Below are 19,472 nucleotides of genomic sequence, written 5' to 3'. Positions count from 1 at the left end.
TTCAGCTCATCTCGGTTGCATCTCTTGGCGTTGCCTCGTGGCCGACTCTCCCGTGAGTTCTTCGGCGCTGTTTCATCTCTGATTCATAGATGTGGCGCCGGCCGTCGGCAAGCATCTCCCGAGCATCCCGCTCAATCTCCTGAAACGCGGCGTAGTAACCGTCATCGAACTCCTCCATGATCTGGAAAGTCCATCGGCCGGGCAGTAGGTTACGCCCCAACAGCTCGTGCTCGACTCGGTCGGCCGTCTCGTCGTGCCCGGCCTCGCGGAACAGCTTCACCACCCGGTCGAGGGTGAGATCCGCGCCGCCGACGAGCTGGTGCGCGGAGTAGAGGTGGCCGCGCACCCGGTGGATCGTCTCCAGCGCCTTGCTCAACTCGCCCAGCGCCACAACGGTCGTGTCGTCGACTCCCGCAGGCCGCGAGCGTTCCTCATCCACTGATCTCTCATCACCTGGCATAGGGACCCACGTACCCGAGATCGAGGATTGATACCGCGCGGATCGTCAGGTCGGACCGGGCTGGACCAGGGGCGAGAGCTCCTGCGGTACGGGGTTCATCAAGCGGCGCACCAAACTCGTTGACTTGTCTGCCAAGTGCCGTCTACCTTGGAGTCTCAACTTGGCAGACATGCCAACAACGTGGAGGTTGAGCGATGGCTCTGCGAGGCGGAACCCGGTTCGCCGTGCGGTTCGAAGACGTGTTCCCGGCGGGGTGCGCGTTGGTGCCCGAGTCAATGGGTGAGGTCGAGGACTACGACGAGAAGACCGGCCGGCGGACCCCGGCCAAGGACAAGCTGACCGGCCAGCGGGTGTGGCAGGTCCGGGTGATGGACCTGGATCCCGAGCTGGGGAAGCGGTCGCGTGAGACGACGGTGAAGATTTCCGCCGACTACCAGCCGGTGCCGCCGACGGGTGCGCCGTTCGAGGCGGTGGAGTTCGACGGGATGACGGTCACGCCGTACGTGAGCAACAACAACCGGATGGCGTACTCGCTGCGCGCGACCGGGCTGCGTGCCCCGGCGGGCGTGGCCAAGAAGGCGGCGGCGTAGTCGCATCTGGTGGGGGCGGGGCTGTCAGGTCTTGGCGGACGGCAGCCCCGCCCTCTGTCTCTTCCCCTGCTCTGTCGAGAGAGGTAGTGACGTGTCCAAGGGTATGCGTCCGGCTGGCCGTGGCTGGCCTCGGTGTGGTGTGTGTCAGTCGCGGTTCGATCCGGCGACGGGTGCCGATGGTCGGTGTGAGGGCTGCGTGGGGCAGCTCGTGCTTCCGTTTCCTCCGGTCCGGGATGCGTCGGGCCGGTTCGTGTCGCTGCGGGGCGTCAAGTGATCGGGCGGCCTCGCGGTGAGGTGGTGACCACCTCGGCGGGTGACCTGCTGGTGTTCCGTCCGAGGCGGTTCGAGCTGCCGATGTGGATGGTCGTGCTCGGCCTGGTGCTGCGCTGGTCCGGACGGGTGTTGTGGTGGTGCCTGCGGCATCCGGTGGCTACCGGCTCGGTGGTCCTGGCGCTGTGGCTGTACGTCGAGTTCGACTGGCTGGGCCTGGTGGTGCCGCTGGTGGTGGTGTCGGCGGTGTCGGCGGTGTGGCGCTGGCGGGATGAGTCGTCCTGGTGGGCGTGGCTGGCGGGTCCGCTGCTGGGGGCGTTTCGGCGGGTGTTCGTCTACCGACGGGTGTGGCGTGAGGCCATGACGCTGTGCGGGCTCGCCGAGACGTTCGACCGGCGGCGCGTGCTCCCTGAGCTGTTGCGGGTCCGCTCGGATCAGGCCCTGGATGTGCTGACGGTGCGGATGGTCCGGGGGCAGACGCCGGAGCATTTCCAGCGGGTGAGCGCGAATCTGGCGTACGCGTTTGGCCGGCGGCATGCCCGGGTCTACGCGGAACGTCCGGGGGACCCGCCGACGCGTGCCGGCCGATGGGGCTGGGTGCTGCGGCTGGTGGATCGGGTGCGGTATCGGGACCGGCCGACGGTGGTCTACGTGGCGTTGGTGCGTACCGATGCGTTGCGCACGGTGGTGCCGCCGTTCCCGGTGCCGGCGGTGCCGGACTTCACCGCGTTGCCGTTGGCCCGGCGGGAGGACCTGCGTCCCTGGTCGCTGCATCTGCTGGCGACTCACGTCCTGGTGGGCGGCGCCACACGGTCGGGGAAGGGCTCGGTGCTGTGGTCGCTGGTCCGGGTCCTCGGCGGCGGTGTCGCTTCCGGGCTGGTGCGGCTGTGGGTGGTCGACCCGAAGGGCGGGATGGAGTTCGCGCTCGGCCGGCCGATGTTCGCCCGGTTCGCCTGCAAGTCGTTCGAGGCGATGGCGGACCTGCTCGACGAGGCCGTGACGGTGCTGCGGGAGCGTCAGACCCGCCTGGCGGGAACGGTGCGGGTGCACACGCCGACCGAGGTTGACCCCCTGGTCGTGGTCGTCGTCGACGAGATGGCGGCGCTGACCGCCTATTTGCAGGATGTCGAGCTGCGCAAGCGCATCACCGGCTCGCTGGGGCTGCTGCTGTCGCAGGGTGCCGGCGTCGGCGTCCTCGTGGTGGCGGCGTTGCAGGACCCCCGTAAGGAGGTGCTGCCGTTCCGGGACCTGTTCCCGACCCGCATCGCGCTCGGCCTGACCGAGGCGTCACAGGTCGACATGGTCCTCGGTGACGGTGCCCGCAACCGGGGCGCGTTGGCGGATCAGATGCCCCGGTGGGCGAAGGGCGTCGGGTACGTGATCCTCGACGGCACCCCTGACCCGATGCGGGTCCGGTTCTCGTACGTCAGCGACGACGACATCCGCGACATGGCGCAGCAGTTCCCGGCGCCGGCTGACGCGTCGGACATCCTCGCCCAGGTCGGCCGGGAAACCGCCACCGAACCGGTACGCCTTCCGTTGCCGCGTAAGCCGTCCGGGCCGCTGCTGCCCGACGCGCTGCGCAACCTCCTGGACTCCGACGGCGGGGGTGAGCCGCGGTGACCACCTCCCCGATTGGTCGCCGGTTCTACCGGCTGCGAACCCCCGAACCGGTCACCGCCGTGTCCGTTCGCGTCGACCCGGAACGGCCCGACCCGTACCCGGTGTATCTGGCGGTCGGTGCGGGCCGGCGACGGATGTCCCTGACCCCCGACGAGGCGTGGGCGCTGTGGCGCTGCCTCTCCGAAGCGGTTGCCACGCTCGGCGCCCCTCCCGACTACATCCGCACCGACATCCGACCGGCCAGGAGGTAACCGCGATGACCACCCTCACCCGCATCGTCAACCGGCTCCGTCGTCCGCTGCGCATCCGCCTGGTTGGCCCGGCCGACCAGACCGCCGCCGCCCTGCACGGCCTGGCGCACATGGTCAACCGCCGCCCCGACATGGCCGACCGGCGTATCCGCATCGACCTGACCATCCGCGAGAAGCCGTTGCAGGAGTGGCGATGACCGAGCGCACCGAATCGGGCGTACGTCTGGTGATCCTGCTCGCCATCGCCGCCATGGCCGGCGCCGCCGCTTTCACCCACGTCCATGACCTGTCCGTAGCCCACGGCCAACCGAACTGGATCGGCTGGGCCAACGCCGTGGCGGTCGAGCTGATGACGATCTACCTCGGCCTGGAGCTGCGTGCCCGCCGTCGTGCCGGTCGACCGGTCGGCCTGGTGGGCTCGCTGCTGGTGGCGTTCGCGTTGCTGTCCCTCGCGGCCCAGGTCGCGGAAGCCGAATCGTCGGTGTGGGGCTGGGTCGTGGCGGCGGTGCCGTCGCTGGCCTTCCTCGCCCTGGTGAAGGTCGTCCTGTCCAACGCCCCGGTCACGCCGCCGGCTGTCGAGCCGGACCAGCCGGGCGCGTACCGGTACGAAGAGCCGGCGGAAGCCACCGAGGTCGAACCGGTCCGCCCGACTGTGCCGACGTCGCCCGTCGTCTCGGCGGTGCTGCCTCCGCGCGCTGTCCAGTCCAACCGGCCGCACGTCGTCGGGATCATTCGATGACCGCTGCGATCCTGCCCGGCCTCGCGCCGGCCGCCCCGACCCCGGCTGCTGCTCCTCGGCCGGGGTCGCGGGCGGCCCGCATGGCGCTACCTCGTTCGGTCGACGTGCTCAAGGAAATTGCCGCCGAGTACGGCGTCTGCGTGCGCCCCCTGGCGATGCGCCGCACGGATCTCGACACCGGCCTGACCGAGGTCATCGACCTGCCGTGCGGGGCGACCCGGGAGGACAAGTGCGCGCCGTGCGCGAAGAAGAACCGCCGGCTGCGGCAGGCCCAGATCCGGGAGGGCTGGCACCGCGACGACGAGCCGCTACCGCCACCGGAGCCGGCGACCGAGGAACAGAGGGCGCTCGTCCTGATGCGCGGGCACCTGGAGTTCTCCCGTGACGAGGCGTCTCGGACGTGCCAGTGGGACCAGGTGGACGACCTCGACGAGGCGATCCGCGAAGTGGAAGAGGCGATCGCGGCTGAAGGGCTCCGGGGACGGGTCGCCCCTCCGCACGCGAGCGCCGACGAGGACCAGGGCGACGACGACGCCGGCCCGCGTCGTAAGCGCTCTACCCGGCGGCGGCAGGATGCCCCGGAACTGCCTCGGCGCAAGGTGGAGGCGCGCACGGTCGGCAGGACGTACACCGCTGCGGACGGGGCCACCTACCGGCCGTCGATGTGGCTGACGCTCACCCTCGACTCCTACGGCCCGGTCCGTCCCGACGGCACGCCGCTCAACCCCGATCGGTACGACTACCGCCGTGCGGCGTGGGACGCGGTGCACTTCCCTCGGCTGCTCGATCGGTTCTGGCAGAACCTGCGGCGCTGTGAGGGCTGGAACGTCCAGTACGCCGGCTGTGTTGAGCCGCAACGCCGACTGGCCCCGCACGCGCACTTCGCCATCCGGGGCACGATCCCCCGGGACATCCTGCGCACCGTCGCGGCGGCCACGTATCACCAGGTGTGGTGGCCGGCGGTCGACGTCCAGCGGTACACCGTCGAGCGGCCCCCGGTGTGGGACGAGGACGCCTCGACGTGGGTCGACCCGGACACCCGCCAGCCGCTGACGACCTGGACGGAAGCCCTCGACGCCATCGACGAGGACCCCGACGCGGAACCGGTGCACGTGGTGCGCTTCGGCGCCCAGGTCGACGCCCGCGGCGTCATGCCCGGCACCGAGGACGCCGAACGGACCATCCGGTACGTCACGAAGTACATCACCAAGCACACCGGCGACTGCCACAAGGCGACCACCGACCGGCAACGGGCACACCTCGACCGGCTGTGGCGGGAACTGCGTGTAATCCCCTGCACCGACCGGTGCGCTAACTGGCTGCTCTACGGCGTCCAGCCGAAGAAGGCGCACGCGAAGCTCAAGCCGGGCCGCTGCAAGGGCAAGGTCCACCAGCGGGACACCCTCGGCATCGGCGGTCGGCGCATCCTCATCTCCCGCGACTGGTCCGGCAAGACGCTCAGCGACCACAAGCACGACGTGCGGGCCTGGGTGCGGGCGCTGCTCGGCGTCACCGTCGGACTCGATGGCGTCGACGACCAGGGCGCCACCGTCGAACCGGTCCGCCACGCCTGGGAACTGGCCCGTCCCGATGATCCCGACGTGCCGGCGATGGCTCACCGGCTGCTGCGGTCGATCAGCGAACGTGCCCGCTGGCGCTCCGAACTGCTCGCTGCCAGGGACCGCGCGGCCCAGCTCCCCGAGGACTCCTCGACGACGGAAGCGGACAAGACGGGGGAGGGGCTGTGATGGTGGAGGACGAGCTGTGGACGGTTCGGGACGTGTCGGCGTACCTCCGGGTGCCGCAGGAGACGCTGTACCGCTGGCGCAAGGTCAAGTACGGTCCGCCGGCGGCTCGGGTCGGCCGACACCTGCGCTACGAGCCGGAAGCGGTCCGGGCCTGGGTACGTGAGCAGGCGGCGGCCTGATGGGACACGTCGAGGATCGCTGGTACAAGGTGATCAAACATCCCGGCGGCCGGAAGGAGCGGGTCAAGTCGGATCTGTTCGGCAAGGGGATGCGCTATCGGGTCCGCTACATCGGCCCGGACGGCCGGGAACGCAGCCAGTCCTTCCCGGACCGGGCCAAGCGCGACGCTGACGCGTTTCTCGTCTCCACCGAGACGGACAAGCTGCGGGGCTCCTACGTCGACCCGTCCGCCGGCCGCCTGACCTTCGCCGAGTACGCCGAATCCTGGCTTCGCACGCGTTCCTTCGATGAGTCGACGCGGGAGGTCACCGAGCATCGGGTACGCAAGCACCTGTTGCCGTTCTTCGGCTCTCGGCAACTGGGGGCGATCAAGCCGGGTCACATCCGGGAGTGGGACGCCGCGTTGGTCGGCAAGCTGGCCCCGGCGACCCGGGCCGTGATCTTCGCGCATCTGCGCACCATCCTCGGCGCGGCCGTTGACGACGAACGGATCGCGAAGAATCCGTGTTCGGCAAAGTCGGTCACCGCGCCGCGACCGGTGCAGCGTCGGGTGGTGCCGCTGCGCTACGACCAGGTTTCGGCAATCCGCGGTGGCCTCGCCCAGCGGTACCGGGCGATGGTCGACCTGGGCGCCGGCTGCGGTCTGCGGCAGGGCGAAATCCTCGGGCTCGGCGTCGACGACATCGACCTTGACGCCGGGTGGGTGCACGTCTCGCGTCAGGTCAAGCTCGTCCGCTCCCGGCTCGTCTTCGGCCTGCCCAAGAACGACCGGGACCGCCGGGTACCGCTGCCGGACTCCGTCGCCCTGGTGCTGCGTCAGCACATCGACGACTTCCCGCCGGTGTCGCTCACCCTGCCGTAGGAGAACCCGGCCGACGAGGAGCGGGTGAGGGTGCCGCTGCTGTTCACCACGACCCGGCGGGGTGCGATCAACCGGCACACCTTCGACGACAAGAGTTGGCGCCCCGCCGTCCGGGCCGCCGGCATCACGCCGACCCGGGCCACCGGCATGCACGCGCTGCGCCACTTCTACGCTTCGGCGTTGCTCGACGCGGGGGAGAGCATCAAGGCACTGGCGTCGTACCTCGGCCACGCCGACCCTGGGTTCACTCTTCGCGTCTACACCCACCTGATGCCCGCCAGCGAGGAACGCACCCGGAACGCGATCGACGACCTATTCGACCCTCATGGACAGCATGCCTGAGCTGGGCGGCGGTACTTCGCCTATAGACGGCGCCGTCGTGCCGGTGCATCAGGGCATGGCCCGGCTCTTAGCCGCGCCGCTTGTGTCGCGCTTTCACCGGTCCAGAGGGTCTGAATCGCTTCTGCTGCAAGATAGAACAAAGCGGGCATCTCCAGGGCGCCCGCTGCAAGGCGCAAGCAGATTGTGGTGCCGGCACCATAGGCTGTCAGCCGTGACGGAGGTCAATAAAAGAGATCCCTCGTACCAGTCGGTTCCTATCGACAGGTGGGTGACACTCACGCTCGGCGCTGCCGGCGGAATAGCGATTAATCTGGCTAGCGACCGTATCGGCTTTCCGGCACTCGCTTCCGCGCTCGTGGCGGCAGGTGCCCTGATGGCTGCCAGATGGATCCGCCAACGCGCCCCCCGTACCCGGTTGGCCAAGCTGGCGCAGTACGGATCGCTGGTGTTGGCCCTTCTGCTGGCGATCATCGTCTTGGTTGATTCCCGAGCGGCGACATATCTACTTATCGTGGCGGTTGGGCTGGTCATGCTTGCGGTCTTGATGACGTCTGACCCACTCTCTGCCACCTTTGTCGTCCTAGGTGTGGGCTTTGTTGGAGCGGGCGTTGCGGTAGCCGGGTACGGGGCATCGGTGATTCAGCGCAGCGTGGCCCTTGGATTAGGGGCACTTTCGATCGGCTTGCTTGGCGTGGTGGCAGGTTTGGCGATCGGAGGGCTTGCGACTAAATGCACTTCGGCCCTGCTTGGAGCAAGCAGCTTCGCAATCGCAGGCATCGGCATCTTCCTGCTCGCCAACGGCTATTGGGGGTTCTCTCTGGCGGCGCTCGACGCCGGGCTTGTCGGGCTGCTTGCGGCAAACGCGATGTTGTGGTACTCGGAGTGGCTTGATTCTGGCGAGCTTGATGATGAGGAGGAATTCGTGTCAGTGCTTGACACTCTTCCTTTGGATCTGGCTGTAGTTTTTGCTATCTTTGCCGTTCCCCTTGCTGGCATCTTCAGTGCGCTGCTTGTTGGTATCGGTGTCGCTCACGCCCCTGGTTCCCCCGAGATCGGCTGGCCGCTCATCAGCATCGGAGTATTTCAGATGGCATTGCTGATCTGCGCTCCCCTGCGGCCAGCCTGGACTGGTGTCACCCTTTTGATGGGCAGCGTGGTTTCGTTGTTCGGAGCTGTAATAGCTTTCTCTGCTCGCCGAACCGTACTAACTGTCTCCCTGGTAGCGCTGGGTGTGGCGCTGGCTGGCATCGGAGCGAAAATGATCATGGTTATGCAATGGCTGAAGCGAGTTGTGGCGTGGCTCCTCTCGCCTTCTTCCCGTCCATAGCGGGACTGAGGTTGGTGCCGGCTGCACTGGCCTCATCAAGGTTGATCTGTGATACGCGACAGCCGGTCACGCTTTGAGGAGGTCTTCGTTCTACGTCTGACGGCCTGGCGACGGCCTACAGTGGTTGCCGCTGGACTTCGCCCCAGGTAGCAGGTGTTTCACACCCACAATCCGGCGTACAGGTCGACTCGTCCGTCGCCCACCAGCTCAGAGCTTTGATCAAGGCTATGAGCTGGTTCTATGTTCGGGTGTCGATGGTCGTTCATGGTCAACATTGGGCGTTTGATGCCATGACGACGCCCTGACGCCCTGAGCGCCGGCTCAGTTCGGCGACAGGATGGAAATCGCTTCCGGCATGCGGACGACGGGCCCTACCCTGCTTGCTCGCAGACGATCCGGTCACTGGCCCGCCGCTGCAATCCGACACCGAGGAGTTGCCGATGCCCCACGTGACGCTTTACGCGCTTGAAGAGGAACTGGTCGGGCATGAACCCCACCTCATCGAGGAACTGACCAACGCCGTCGCCTCCGTGTATGGCGCGTGGGCTAGAAGTTCGGTGGATGTCAGGCTGATCGGCGTTCCTACCGGTCGATGGGCCCGCGGCGGAGCGGCGGTCGCTGCAGCAGCCCCCTCGGTCACCTTCGGCATGCGGGAGGAAGTGTTCGCGCGAGAGGACGCAGCCAGAGTCATCGCACAACTCGTCTCCGCCTTCACCGAAGCCGTTACTGCCGTGTTCGGCGAGGATTGTCGCGACGAAGTGCTCGTCGAGCTGGTCGGCCAGCCCACGTCCCGGTCCGGGCTCGGCGGGAAGGTCATCAGTGTCGGCAGCTAGTGGGATCTCTTCCCGAGTCGGACTGGCTATGGCGCTGCGGGCCGCCTGAGGGCCGGCGTTCGATGGTTCCGGAGCGGAGCCGTCGGCTGTGGGGGAGGGCCGGGCACCTCCTGGCGGTGGAGCTGGTGCCGCGACTCGCTGATCCGGTGGCAAGCCAGTCCCGGGGTTGGACTGGCGCGGTAGACGGAAGCCCCGACCATTCGACCAGAGCAGCCCTGCCGACTGCACGCCTGGTCAACCTGTCCAACGTTGTCGGGCCTGGTCGGCGTCTGCGGATGGCCTTGGCTGTACGGGCGGCTCTACGGCCGGGCGACCTGCTGGTGTGAAGAGACCTAGGCTGACGTCCATGTCGTGGAGCATGCGGTGATCGACCTGGACGAGCACAATCACCAGTCGGCGGAGTCGGGTACCAGCGTCCATGACCGTCTCGTGGTCCGACAGAAGATGACGCTGCGGCTCGTCGCCGCTTTCGTGGTCGGCGTTGTGCTTGGCGGCTTCGGTGTCAGCCAACTGCGGGACTCGCGTGATCAGCGGGAGCGGAACGCCGTGGTCGCATTCGTGGCCTTCCCTCAATCGGCCGACTCTGGAAGTGCGGCCTCCGAGGGATCCGTCCGACTGTCCGGGTATTTGGCGTTGGCCAACGCCGGCCCCGGGCCGATCACCGTTCGTCGGGTTCATGCAAAGAGGCCGGGCGTCGTCATACACAGCATCGGATCGCCCCGGCTGTTACCCGCTGGCAGCACCGGTCAGCTCGCGGTCGAGCTGTGGTTCGAGTGCTCGGTCGCACGCCTCCAGCGAGAGCCGCTGCCGCTAGGGTTATCGGTCGAGACCGATGACAAGCAAGGCAGAGAGGTCAGCTACCCCGTCGCTCTCGTCGGAAGCGACTGGGAGCGCGATGCTCTGAGCAGGTGTTCACGCATAGGCGCGGTGGGCTGACGCGTAACGAACCAAGGCCAAGCGCTGAAGCGGATCTTCCCGTCGGGGGAGGCTGGTAGCCCTTGTGGTGCCCGGCGAGGTGATCTGCGGCGGCATCTCTGAGGAGGGTCGGGGTTCGGGGCGAGCCCCGAGGTCTTCAAGGTCCTGGTCATTCCCAAGCGTGGCCGGCCGATGCCGGCCGGAGGTCGCCAGCAGGCCGGGGCCGGGCCGGCGCCGCCTTGATGCTGTCGAGCGAGGAGCGAACAAGACGGGCGATGGACGAGCTGTTCGGCGGCGAGGAGGAGGCGTGACGCCCTACAGACGCCCTGACGGGTGGTTGCGGTGGTGCTTCCGCAGCTCAGCGCCGGTGCTGCGTCCAGTGTCCGGCGTGCAGGTCGACTCGTCCGTCGCCCATCAGCTCACCGGCGACGTCCGACCGCTCCATCGGCACGAACCTGCCTGACGTCGGAGACGTGGCACTCCACGAGATGTTCACCCGGCGCCCTCCTCGACGATCACCAGGCTATGGCTCCGGATCGGCCGCCGAATTCGCAGGAGCGGTGCGCGGTGGCGGCGCTAGCATCGGCTACCCCGTCACCGTCGGCGGGCTCAGGAAGGGAGCGGCGATGGCGGACGTGTCGGTCGACGTGCCGTCGCCCCTGCGCAAATGCGTCATCTTCTGCGAAGTCGAGTGCGTTCGCCTGTGCTGCGGGATCGACGCCGTCTCCACCGATCCCGCCCTCATCGGGGACTGGTGCCGTCAGGTGGGCTCGGCCGCGGTGATCGAGGCCCGCCTTCAGCTAGCCGAGCTGATCGAGGTGGTCGAGGACAGATCCCATTGCGTCACGTCGGACTTCCTGAACCACCGCACACATGACGAGGCCGCACGGCGTGAGTTGCTGGACTTCCTGACCGCGCTCGATGCCGGACTGGCAGCCGGCGACGCATCGTGAGCGGTCGAGCCTGTCGACCCGGGCTCGATTCACGTCGGTGATGAGTCGCGTCGCCGTTCGACCTCAAGCCGGCTCACTCATCCCGTAGCGGCGGGGGAAGGGGCGCATCTCCCCGCAGCGCCATCTCGGCCAGTTCAACGCGCTCCGGGTGGAGTACGTCGTCGGAGAGGGGGTTGCCGGGCACGTTGATGCACCGTTGACCCGCCACCGCTTCACAGACCGGGCACTGGAGGAACAGGCCGCATTGCGGCACCAACTCGCTGCCCTGGGCCAGCGCATCCCGGCCGATCTTGACGATCGCCCGGTACAGGTCGTCGTCCTGATGCCGGGCGGCACCGGCTGCCACCTCCCGCATGCCCTCCCAGAACAGTTCTGCGGCCATCGGCTCGTCAATGTCGATACGCACGATCGGGAATACCCGCCCTCGGCGTGGTGGAACCTCTCCCTCCAGACTTGCGATGATCAGGTGGTGACCTCCTACGTGTCCCACACCACCGTGGACTGTGCCGACGCCTACGCCCTGTCCCGCTGGTGGGCGGCCGTCCTCGACTACCGGGAGGACTCGGAGGACCCGAACGAGCCGGGCCACGAGGAGTGCATGATCTATTCGCGCGACGGGCGGCACCGCCTGCTCTTCATCGAGGTGCCGGACGCGAAGCAGGTCAAGAACCGTATCCACCTCGACCTGCGCCCGGTCGAGGGGACACGCGACGAGGAACTGGCCCGGCTGACCGGGCTGGGTGCGACAGTGGTGGCCGACCGGCGGGAGAACGACGGCACCGGCTGGGTGGTGCTCGCCGATCCGGAGGGCAACGAGTTCTGCATCCTCCGCAGCGACGCCGAGGTGGCCGCCACCCGGCCGTGACAGCGATCGAGCCCAGGCGCCGAGGCGCCCGACCGGCTTCGGCGATCTTGGAGTTGTGGCGCCCAGAACATCCGTTCCGCGAAGTTCGGCAGGTGCCACAACTCCAAGATCGACGGGGGAGAGCGGCGAAGGGCAAGGGCGGCGGGGCGCCGTGCGGGTGGCGAGCGGGCTGGCGGGCTACGTGTGGCACGCTGCGATGGTGATCGAGCTTGCGGACATCCAGGCGGCCGCCGACCGGATCGCCGACGTCGTGGTGCACACCCCGACCCTGCCCAGCCCGGGACTGACCGAGCTGCTCGGCGTACCGGTCACCGCCAAGCTGGAGCTGCTGCAACGTACCGGCTCGTTCAAGGCCCGGGGCGCGGCGGCCAAGCTGCTCGCGCTCGACGACGCGGAGCGGGCGGCCGGGGTGGTGGCGGTCAGCGGCGGCAACCACGGCATCGCCGTCGCGGTGATGGCCGGCGCGCTCGGGGTGGCGGCGACTGTGGTGATGCCACGCAGCGCGCCCGCCCGTGCGGTCGAGGTCGCCCGCGCGGCCGGGGCGGACGTCCGGTTGACCGAGGACATGGCCGGCGCGTTCGCGCTGATGAACCGGCTGCGGGACGAGGGTGTGACGCTGCTGCACCCGTTCGACGACCCGATTGTGCTGGCCGGGCAGGGCACTGTCGGGCTGGAGCTGGCCGACGACGCCGGTGAGCTGACCGACGTGCTGGTCAGCATCGGCGGGGGCGCGCTGATCTCGGGCGTGGCGGCGGCGCTGCGGGCGCGCCGGCCGGGGGTACGCGTCTGGGGCGTGGAGACCGAGGGCGCGCAGGCGATGTCGCAGGCCCTCGCGAAGGGCGGCCCGGTCGAGGTTCCGTTGTCCTCGATCGTCACCACGCTCAGCGCGCCGACCGTCTCGCAGCTCACCTACGACCATGTGACAGCGCTGGTCAGCGACGTCCTCGTGGTCTCCGACGCCGAGGCGGTGCGGGGCACGCTGGAGCTGGCGGAGCATGCCAAGGTGTGGGCCGAGCCGGCCGCCGGTTGCCTGCTGCCCGCCGCCCGCCGGGTGGTCGAGCGGGTGGGCGGCGACGCCCGGCTGGGCCTGGTGGTCTGCGGCGGCAACGCCACGGTGGCCGACGTGACCACGTGGGCCGGCCGCTTCGGCGTCTGACCCGCCGCGACACGCGGGCCGGTGTGACCGTCGCGACCGCGCGGGCCGGCGCGCCGCGCACGGGACCACCGCGCCACGGCGCGCGACCGCCGCGCACGAGCCGCAGAACCTGGGGTACGCCGGCCGGCTCGGTTCGGACGGGTGGGACCGAGCGGCCGGCGTACGTCAGGACGTGGCCGGACTGACCTCGTCGAGCAGTTCGGCGAGCTTGGCCGCGGTGGTCGGGGCGTGCAGGTGCAGGCGCGCCACGTTGATGCTGTCCGTGCCGACCACGGCGAGCAGGGCCTGGCCGTTGATCGCGTACACGCTGAGGTAGCCGCCCGCGTTGCGCACCGTGGACTGCTGGAAGTCGCCCTGTCCGAGCCGGAGCCCGACCTGGCGGCCGAGTCCGTACGTGGTGGCGGCGAGTGCCGCCAGGTCGTCCGGGTCGGCGCCGTTCTGCAGGTTGTGCGTGACGAGCAGGCCGTCGACGCCGCCGAGGACGCACCCGTGCACGCCCGGGATCTGCAGCCGCAGCGCGGACAGTTCCTGGGCGATGGCCGGGTACGGCAGGGCCGGGTTGCCGGCCAGCGAGGGCGGAAGCGCGCGTGGTGGCGGCAGGGTGCCGGTCTGGGCGCGCGCACGGCGGGGGAGGTCGTCCACCCGGCTCACAGTTCCAGGCTCTCCTCGATCATGCGCAGTTGGTGCCGCGCCATCGCGAGGTTGGCCCGGCTCTTGCTCACCATCAGGTAGAGGAACAGCCCTTTGCCGGTGCGGTTGCTCAGCGGCCGGATCAGGTGGTACTGGCTGCCGAGCGTGATCAGGATGTCCTCGATCTCGTCGTCGAGCTTGAGCATCTCGATGGTGCGCAGCTTGGCGCGTACCACGTCGGTGTTGCCGGCGGCGGCGACGGTCAGGTCGATCTCGCCGGTGCCCCCGGCGACGCCGAGGGTCATGCCACTTGTGTAGTCGACGAGCGCGGCGCCGATCGCGCCGTCGATGTTCATCGCGTTCTTCAGCGCGATGTCGAGGTTGCCCACGATTCTTCTCCCCAGCTCTGACGGGAAAGGCCGCTGTCCACCGTGTAGCGGATGGACAGCGAATATGGTCCGTCGAGGCTCGCATATGGAGTCCCGGCCTGCATCCGGGCGGTCCATGATCCACCTGAGCGGTCCCCGCCGGACCGGCCACCGGTCCCCGTAAAGGGGACGCGCCGTCCGATGGCCGATTCCAGGCTGGGCTGCTACGACGCCGTTCTCAGCCGGTCGGCAGGCGCAGGTCGCGCAGGCCCGACCAGGACGCGAGCGCGGCCAGCTCGGCGTGCACGGCGGCGGTCAGCTCCGGGGTGAAGGGCACGTCCGGGTGGATCGCGTCGACCCGCAGCACCGACGCCCTGCGGTCGGCGGTCGCGTCGACCTTGCCCACCAGCCGGTCGTGGTGCAGCACCGGCAGGGCGAAATAGCCCCAGCGCCGCCGCGCCTTCGGCACGTACATCTCCAGCCGGTAGTCGAAGTCGAACAGGTCCTTGGCGCGGACCCGGTCGTGCACGAGCCGGTCGAACGGGGAGAGCAGGGCGGTACGCCCGGTGAACGGCGCGTCGTCCAGCGCGGCCGGGTCGACCCGCCAGACGTCGGACGTACCCTCGATCCGCGCCGGCTCGCCCGCGTCGCCGACCACGGCCGCCCGGGCGACGCCGAGCGAACCCAGCTGTCGTTCCGCGCGCCGCCGCGCGGCCTCCTCGGCGGGAACCGCGGCGGTGGCCGGGTAGACCCGTTCGGCCAGGTCCCAGGTGCGTTGGCGGCCGACCCGCCCGGCGACGGCGACCTCGCCCCGGGCGGCGAGGAACTCCAGCATCTGGGTGACGTTGCGGTTGTTCGTCCAGCCGGTGGACGGCCACGGCACCACGCTGCGGTCCTCGATGTCCCGGCTGAGCCGGGGGCCCGCATCGCGCAGCGCGTCCAGCACGTAGCGGCGGAAGCTGTCGTTGGCGGCCAGCCAGTCCCGGCGTCGGGCGTCGGTGGGCCAGGCGGCCATCTCGGCGAGGTGCAGGGCCAGGTCGGCCATCGGCCTGATCATGGCCCGGTGCTCGAAGAGGCTGCGCTTCTGTTCGAGGGCGCGGACCAGGTCGCTCGGGTGGTAGCCGGCGCCCAGGCGGGTCCAGGCCACCAGGTCGGCGTTCGGTGCGACAGCGGCGGTCGGGTCGATCTGCAGGAACGTCAGCCGGTCCACCGTCGACAGCAGGTCGGCCGGCTGGTGGGCGTCGAGCAGTTGAGCGCGGACGGCGATCCGGCGGGCGGTGGCGCGGTCGAGCCGGTGCGGGGTCACAGCCGCGAGGCTAGTCCGTCGGCCCGCCGAGGACAGCACCCTATGTAGAGTTCCGATAGAGTACGGCTGTGCGACTGACCATCCCGGTGGCGAAGGTGCTCTCGGCGCTGCTCGCCGAGCCCGAGGCGCCGCGCTACGGCCTCGACCTGATGCGCCTCACCGGCCTGCCCAGCGGGACGCTCTACCCGGTGCTGCACCGCCTCCAGGCGGCCGGCTGGCTCGCCGCCGACTGGGAGGACGTCGACCCGGTCGCCGCCGGCCGTCCGGCCCGCCGCTACTACCGCCTGACCGGCGAGGGCATCCGGTCGGCCCGGCTGGCACTGGCCGAGCTGCGCGCCCTCGTACCCGGGGAACGTGCCGGTAGCGGCGCCGGCCCGGCCGGGGCGCCGGCGTGGTGACCCGGCGGGTCGCGGTTCTCCTGCTGCGGGTCGCGGTGCGCCGCTGGCCGGTGGAGCTGCGCGCCGACCTGGCCCGGGAGTGGGCCGCCGAGCTGCACGAGCTGGCCCGGACCGACCGGCGATGGGGGATGCTCCGGTTCGCCGGGAGCCTGGCGGTCAGCCGGGTGGCCACGCCACTCGCCGACCGGGCCGGGGCGCGGCGGCTGTGGCGTACCGCCGGGGTGTTGCTGCTCGCGCCGCCGTTCTGCCTCGCGGTCCTCGTGTTCGCGGGCCTGACGATGGGTCTGGCGCACGGCTGGCTGGAGATGCGCGTGCCGTGGGCCACCGCGGCGCAACTGCCGACCTGGTCCGGGCTCACCGCGCTGCTCGGCGTGGCGCTCGCGCTCGTCGTGACCCGGGCCGCCCGGCGGACCGTACGCGTGGGGGCGCTGCCCACGGCGCTCGGCGTGGTGCTGCCGGTCGGCGCGACGGTGACCGCGACGCTGGCGCTGTTGGCCGGCCGGGGCGAGAGCCGGGTGTGGGAGAGCGCACCAGGGCTGCTGCTCTGGTTGGCGCTGCTGACGGCGGCGCTGTGGGCCGCCGGGGCACTGGCGCGCCAGGGCCGGTTCCGCGCGGCCTGGCTGGTGGGCCTGCTGGGCGCGCTTGTCGCGGCCGACGTGGCGGTGGTGCTCGCGGTGGTCACTTCGATCCCGGCCACCGCACCGGTGGTGGACGGCATGCCGCCGGACTCGGTGGACCGGATCTCCGCGCCGCTGTGGCTGTTCACCTGCTGGACCGACTCGTCGTTCGGGCTGCCTCGGCCGACCGGGTGGGAACGGTTCCTCATCACCGACCGGGTGCTCGTCGAGCCCATGTTCTACCTGGCGTGCACGCCCTACGCCCTGGCGTACGCGATCGCGGCGGCCCGGCCGGCGACCGCCGCCGTACCCGGTTCGGAGCCCGTCCCGGCGCCCGCCTGAGCCGGCCCGAAGGTCTTCCGCGGTTACCCACCACAACCGCCCCGACCAGGTCTAATGTGGAGAAGCGTGACTATTTGGGCCGTTCCGGTGGCGGGCGGGCGGTTACCAGTGCACAGTGATCGCATGAGCGACGACGGAAGTGGTGGGCACTACTACTGGTGCACGCGACACCACCGGGTCGAGACCGATGCCGACGTGTGTCCCGCCCGGCACGTTCTCGGACCGTACGCCTCAGCCGCCGACGCGGACAACGCCCTGCAGACGGTGCGGGAGCGGAACGACGCGTGGGACGCCGAGGACGCCCGTTGGGCCGGGGAGGGCCGTTAGACGGCGCGGGAGGGCCCGCGTCGAGGTGATCCGTGCTTCCGCGAGGGCGGGAGCACGTCCCCAGGAAAGGGAACCGAGATGGCCGAAGCACAGCAGGCCACCCGCCCGGCCGCGAAACGGACGACCGCGAAGAGGACCACCGCGGGCAGGTCGACGACGGTCACCAAGGCGTCGCCGAACGCCTCGGGCGCCGGCGCCGGACGGACGCCGGCGAAGAAGGCGGTGGCGAAGAAGACTGCCGCCAAGAAGGTCGTGTCGGCGGTCCGTGGGGCCCCGGCCACGAAGGCCACCACCAGGACGACAGCCAAGAAGACCACAGCGAAGAAGGCCGGCACCCGGACGGCGCCGGCCGGCCGGGCCGCCGCCAAGAGCGCGCCCGCCAAGAAGGCCACCGCGAAGAAGACGACGGCGAAGAAGACGACGGCGGCGGCGAAGAAGACCACCGCCGCCCGCAAGAGCACGGCGGCGAAGTCGACGGTCACCGCGCGCAAGAGCACCACCGCGAAGAAGGCGCCGGCCCGTAAGACGACGACCGCGAAGAAGACGGCGGCGGCGACGAAGACGACCGGAGCGCGGAAGGTCACCGCGGCGGCGAAGAAGACCACCGCCGCCAAGAAGACCACAGCGGCGAAGAAGGCTCCGGCGAAGAAGGCCACCGCCTCGACCCGTCCCACGGCGCGCAAGGCGGCGGCGAAGAAGGCGCCCGCCCGCAAGACCACCACCGCGCGCAAGACCACCACTGCGGCGAAGAAGACCACAGCGGCCAAGAAGGCGCCCGCCCGCAAGACCACCGCCGCCAAGAGCACCGCCCGGAAGGCGCCGGCCCGCCGCGCCTGACCCCCGCCGCCCTCCCGCGCGGCGCCGGGCGGACACGGCGCTCGCCCCGGAGGGCGGAACGAGCGGGGCGCTGTCAGGATTGACCACGTGGTGATCCGACGCGTACTGGCGCCCCGCATCGACTTCGGCGCGCTGCGCCGCGAGCTGGGACTGCCCGAGAGCTTCCCGGCCGCGGCGCAGCGCGAGGCCGACACGGCCGCCGCCGCGCCGCCACCGGCCGTCGCCGACCGGACCGACGTCCCGTTCGTCACCGTCGACCCGGCGACCTCGCGCGACCTCGACCAGGCCATGCACCTCGCCCGCCGTCCCGGTGGCGGCTACCGCGTCCGGTACGCGATAGCCGACGTCCTGACCCACGTACGCCTCGGCGGTGACCTGGAGGCCGAGACGTGGCGCCGGGGGCAGACGGTCTACCTGCCCGACGGCAACGTGCCGCTGCACCCGCACACGCTCAGCGAGGGAGCGGCCAGCCTGCTGCCCGACGTCGACCGGGCCGCGGTGCTGTGGACCGTCGACCTCGACGCCGACGGTGGCACCGTCGCGGTCACGCTGGAGCGGGCTCTCGTGCGCAGCCGGGCCAAGCTCGACTACGGCGGCGTGCAGCGCGACGCCGACGCCGGTCGGCTGCCCGAGCCGATCGCCCTGCTGCCCGAGATCGGGGCGCTGCTCACCGCCCGTGGCCTGAGCCGGGGCGCGATCAACCTGCCGCTGCCGGAGCAGGACGTCGAACCCGACGGCGACGGGTGGCGGCTGGTGCTGCGCGGGCCCGGCCCGATGGAGGAGCACAACGCCCAGATCTCGCTGCTGACCGGGATGGCCGCGGCCGACATCATGCTGGCCGGCGGCATCGGGCTGCTGCGGACCATGCCGCGCCCCCGCCCGGAGGCGGTGCAGCGGCTGCGGACGGCCGCCGGCCCGCTGGGTGTGCCCTGGCCGGACGGCACACCAGTGGGTCAGGTGCTCGACGGGCTGGACACCTCCCAACCCCGGGTGGCCGCCTTCGTCGACCAGGCCGCCGAGCTGATGCGCGGCGCGGCGTACACCGCCTTCGACGGCGCCCTGCCCGAGCAGCCCGAGCACGGCGGGGTGGCCGCCGCGTACGCGCACGTCACGGCGCCGCTGCGGCGGCTGGCCGACCGGTACGCGACCGAGGTCTGCCTGGCGCTGCACGAGGGCCGGGAGGTGCCCGAGCAGGTCCGGGCCGCGCTGCCGAAGCTGCCCGAGGTGATGGCCACTACCGACCGGACCGCGGGCGCGGCCAGCCGGGGCGCCGTGGAACTGGCCGAGGCGGTGCTGCTCGCGCACCGGGTGGGGGAGACGTTCGAGGCGGCGGTGCTCGACGTGGACGAACCGCGCCCGGCGGGCAACGGCCGGCCCGGCCGTCCACCCGGCGGCACGATCGCGCTGGACGAGCCGCCGGTCCGCGCCCGCTGCACCGGAGAGCTGCCGCTCGGCGAGCGCGTCCGGGTACGGCTCACCGTCGCCGACCCGGCCCAGCGCCGGGTCGCCTTCGAACGGGCGTGACCAGCGCGG

General features: G+C 70.6%; 23 protein-coding genes and 1 pseudogene. 19 read left to right on the top strand and 5 right to left on the bottom strand.

The features are described from left to right. Position 1 precedes the first annotated feature (1 nt). Positions 2-460: a hypothetical protein gene (locus FHU28_RS26420; protein ID WP_184687105.1), complete on the bottom strand. Its 459-nt coding sequence runs from the start codon at positions 458-460 to the stop codon at positions 2-4. 194 nt (positions 461-654) lie between these two features. On the opposite strand from FHU28_RS26420, the gene FHU28_RS26415 reads away from it, so the two are divergent. The 12 genes and pseudogenes from FHU28_RS26415 to FHU28_RS26360 all read left to right on the top strand — a co-directional run bounded on the left by FHU28_RS26415 (position 655) and on the right by FHU28_RS26360 (position 11,093). Further along, complete coding sequence (locus tag FHU28_RS26415; RefSeq protein WP_184687103.1) at positions 655-1,050, top strand: transcriptional regulator; 396 nt, start codon at positions 655-657, stop codon at positions 1,048-1,050. Positions 1,051-1,404: 354 nt separating this feature from the next. Beyond that, positions 1,405-2,943, top strand: coding sequence for an FtsK/SpoIIIE domain-containing protein (locus FHU28_RS26410; protein WP_221454544.1), 1,539 nt, complete (start codon positions 1,405-1,407; stop codon positions 2,941-2,943). Next, a complete protein-coding gene (locus tag FHU28_RS26405; protein ID WP_184687101.1) occupies positions 2,940-3,194 on the top strand; it encodes a hypothetical protein in 255 nt (84 codons plus the stop codon). The genes FHU28_RS26410 and FHU28_RS26405 overlap by 4 nt, the downstream gene beginning before the upstream one ends. Positions 3,195-3,199: 5 nt before the next feature. Then, on the top strand, positions 3,200-3,391 hold the full coding sequence (locus tag FHU28_RS26400) for a hypothetical protein (protein WP_184687099.1): 192 nt from the start codon (positions 3,200-3,202) through the stop codon (positions 3,389-3,391). Beyond that, complete coding sequence (locus FHU28_RS26395) at positions 3,388-3,933, top strand: DUF2637 domain-containing protein (RefSeq protein ID WP_184687096.1); 546 nt, start codon at positions 3,388-3,390, stop codon at positions 3,931-3,933. Before FHU28_RS26400 ends, FHU28_RS26395 begins: the two co-directional genes overlap by 4 nt. Continuing rightward, on the top strand, positions 3,930-5,681 hold the full coding sequence (locus FHU28_RS26390; protein ID WP_184687092.1) for a replication initiator: 1,752 nt from the start codon (positions 3,930-3,932) through the stop codon (positions 5,679-5,681). The genes FHU28_RS26395 and FHU28_RS26390 overlap by 4 nt, the downstream gene beginning before the upstream one ends. Continuing rightward, complete coding sequence (locus tag FHU28_RS26385; protein ID WP_184687091.1) at positions 5,681-5,860, top strand: helix-turn-helix transcriptional regulator; 180 nt, start codon at positions 5,681-5,683, stop codon at positions 5,858-5,860. Before FHU28_RS26390 ends, FHU28_RS26385 begins: the two co-directional genes overlap by 1 nt. Further along, a pseudogene (locus tag FHU28_RS26380) lies at positions 5,860-7,065 on the top strand (tyrosine-type recombinase/integrase). Before FHU28_RS26385 ends, FHU28_RS26380 begins: the two are co-directional and overlap by 1 nt. Positions 7,066-7,276: 211 nt before the next feature. Continuing rightward, positions 7,277-8,392, top strand: coding sequence for a hypothetical protein (locus FHU28_RS26375; protein ID WP_184687089.1), 1,116 nt, complete (start codon positions 7,277-7,279; stop codon positions 8,390-8,392). Between the two features lie 380 nt (positions 8,393-8,772). After that, positions 8,773-9,225, top strand: a complete 453-nt coding sequence (locus FHU28_RS26370) for a hypothetical protein (protein ID WP_260413106.1) — start codon at positions 8,773-8,775, stop codon at positions 9,223-9,225. Between the two features lie 363 nt (positions 9,226-9,588). Continuing rightward, a complete protein-coding gene (locus FHU28_RS26365; RefSeq protein ID WP_184687087.1) occupies positions 9,589-10,161 on the top strand; it encodes a hypothetical protein in 573 nt (190 codons plus the stop codon). A 605-nt stretch (positions 10,162-10,766) separates the two neighbouring features. Further along, positions 10,767-11,093: a DUF6331 family protein gene (locus tag FHU28_RS26360; protein ID WP_184687085.1), complete on the top strand. Its 327-nt coding sequence runs from the start codon at positions 10,767-10,769 to the stop codon at positions 11,091-11,093. A 73-nt stretch (positions 11,094-11,166) separates the two neighbouring features. Here FHU28_RS26360 and FHU28_RS26355 read toward each other — a convergent pair whose 3' ends face one another. Then, positions 11,167-11,499 (bottom strand): zinc finger domain-containing protein, encoded by a 333-nt coding sequence (locus tag FHU28_RS26355; RefSeq protein ID WP_184687083.1) that lies wholly within the window; start codon positions 11,497-11,499, stop codon positions 11,167-11,169. A 63-nt stretch (positions 11,500-11,562) separates the two neighbouring features. Between FHU28_RS26355 and FHU28_RS26350 the strand changes: the two genes are divergently transcribed. Then, positions 11,563-11,958, top strand: coding sequence for a VOC family protein (locus FHU28_RS26350; protein WP_184687081.1), 396 nt, complete (start codon positions 11,563-11,565; stop codon positions 11,956-11,958). 196 nt (positions 11,959-12,154) lie between these two features. Then, the gene (locus tag FHU28_RS26345) at positions 12,155-13,114 is read left to right on the top strand and encodes a threonine/serine dehydratase family protein (protein WP_221453294.1); all 960 of its coding nucleotides are present in this window, start codon (positions 12,155-12,157) and stop codon (positions 13,112-13,114) included. Positions 13,115-13,279: 165 nt separating this feature from the next. Here the strand turns inward: FHU28_RS26345 and FHU28_RS26340 are convergent, their stop codons facing one another. From FHU28_RS26340 to FHU28_RS26330, 3 genes are all read right to left on the bottom strand, one after another. Continuing rightward, on the bottom strand, positions 13,280-13,765 hold the full coding sequence (locus FHU28_RS26340; RefSeq protein ID WP_184687077.1) for a roadblock/LC7 domain-containing protein: 486 nt from the start codon (positions 13,763-13,765) through the stop codon (positions 13,280-13,282). Further along, positions 13,762-14,133 (bottom strand): hypothetical protein, encoded by a 372-nt coding sequence (locus FHU28_RS26335; protein WP_030504201.1) that lies wholly within the window; start codon positions 14,131-14,133, stop codon positions 13,762-13,764. The genes FHU28_RS26340 and FHU28_RS26335 overlap by 4 nt, the downstream gene beginning before the upstream one ends. 217 nt (positions 14,134-14,350) lie before the next feature. Further along, on the bottom strand, positions 14,351-15,418 hold the full coding sequence (locus FHU28_RS26330) for a DNA glycosylase AlkZ-like family protein (protein WP_184687069.1): 1,068 nt from the start codon (positions 15,416-15,418) through the stop codon (positions 14,351-14,353). Between the two features lie 68 nt (positions 15,419-15,486). Here FHU28_RS26330 and FHU28_RS26325 point away from each other — a divergent pair, with 68 nt between their 5' ends. The 5 genes from FHU28_RS26325 (at position 15,487) to FHU28_RS26305 (ending at position 19,463) form a co-directional block, all read left to right on the top strand. Then, the gene (locus FHU28_RS26325; RefSeq protein WP_174536416.1) at positions 15,487-15,816 is read left to right on the top strand and encodes a PadR family transcriptional regulator; all 330 of its coding nucleotides are present in this window, start codon (positions 15,487-15,489) and stop codon (positions 15,814-15,816) included. Next, entirely contained in the window at positions 15,810-16,775 is a 966-nt protein-coding gene (locus FHU28_RS26320; protein WP_311773657.1) for a hypothetical protein, read from the top strand. Before FHU28_RS26325 ends, FHU28_RS26320 begins: the two co-directional genes overlap by 7 nt. Positions 16,776-16,898: 123 nt before the next feature. Continuing rightward, a complete protein-coding gene (locus tag FHU28_RS26315; RefSeq protein ID WP_018787041.1) occupies positions 16,899-17,102 on the top strand; it encodes a hypothetical protein in 204 nt (67 codons plus the stop codon). 78 nt (positions 17,103-17,180) lie between these two features. Then, complete coding sequence (locus FHU28_RS26310) at positions 17,181-17,939, top strand: histone (RefSeq protein WP_184687064.1); 759 nt, start codon at positions 17,181-17,183, stop codon at positions 17,937-17,939. An 87-nt stretch (positions 17,940-18,026) separates the two neighbouring features. After that, positions 18,027-19,463, top strand: a complete 1,437-nt coding sequence (locus FHU28_RS26305; protein WP_184687062.1) for an RNB domain-containing ribonuclease — start codon at positions 18,027-18,029, stop codon at positions 19,461-19,463. Positions 19,464-19,472 lie beyond the last annotated feature (9 nt).

This window comes from Micromonospora echinospora, from assembly GCF_014203425.1.
GTDB lineage: Bacteria > Actinomycetota > Actinomycetes > Mycobacteriales > Micromonosporaceae > Micromonospora > Micromonospora echinospora_A.
This window is presented reverse-complemented; position numbering and strand designations above follow the sequence as displayed.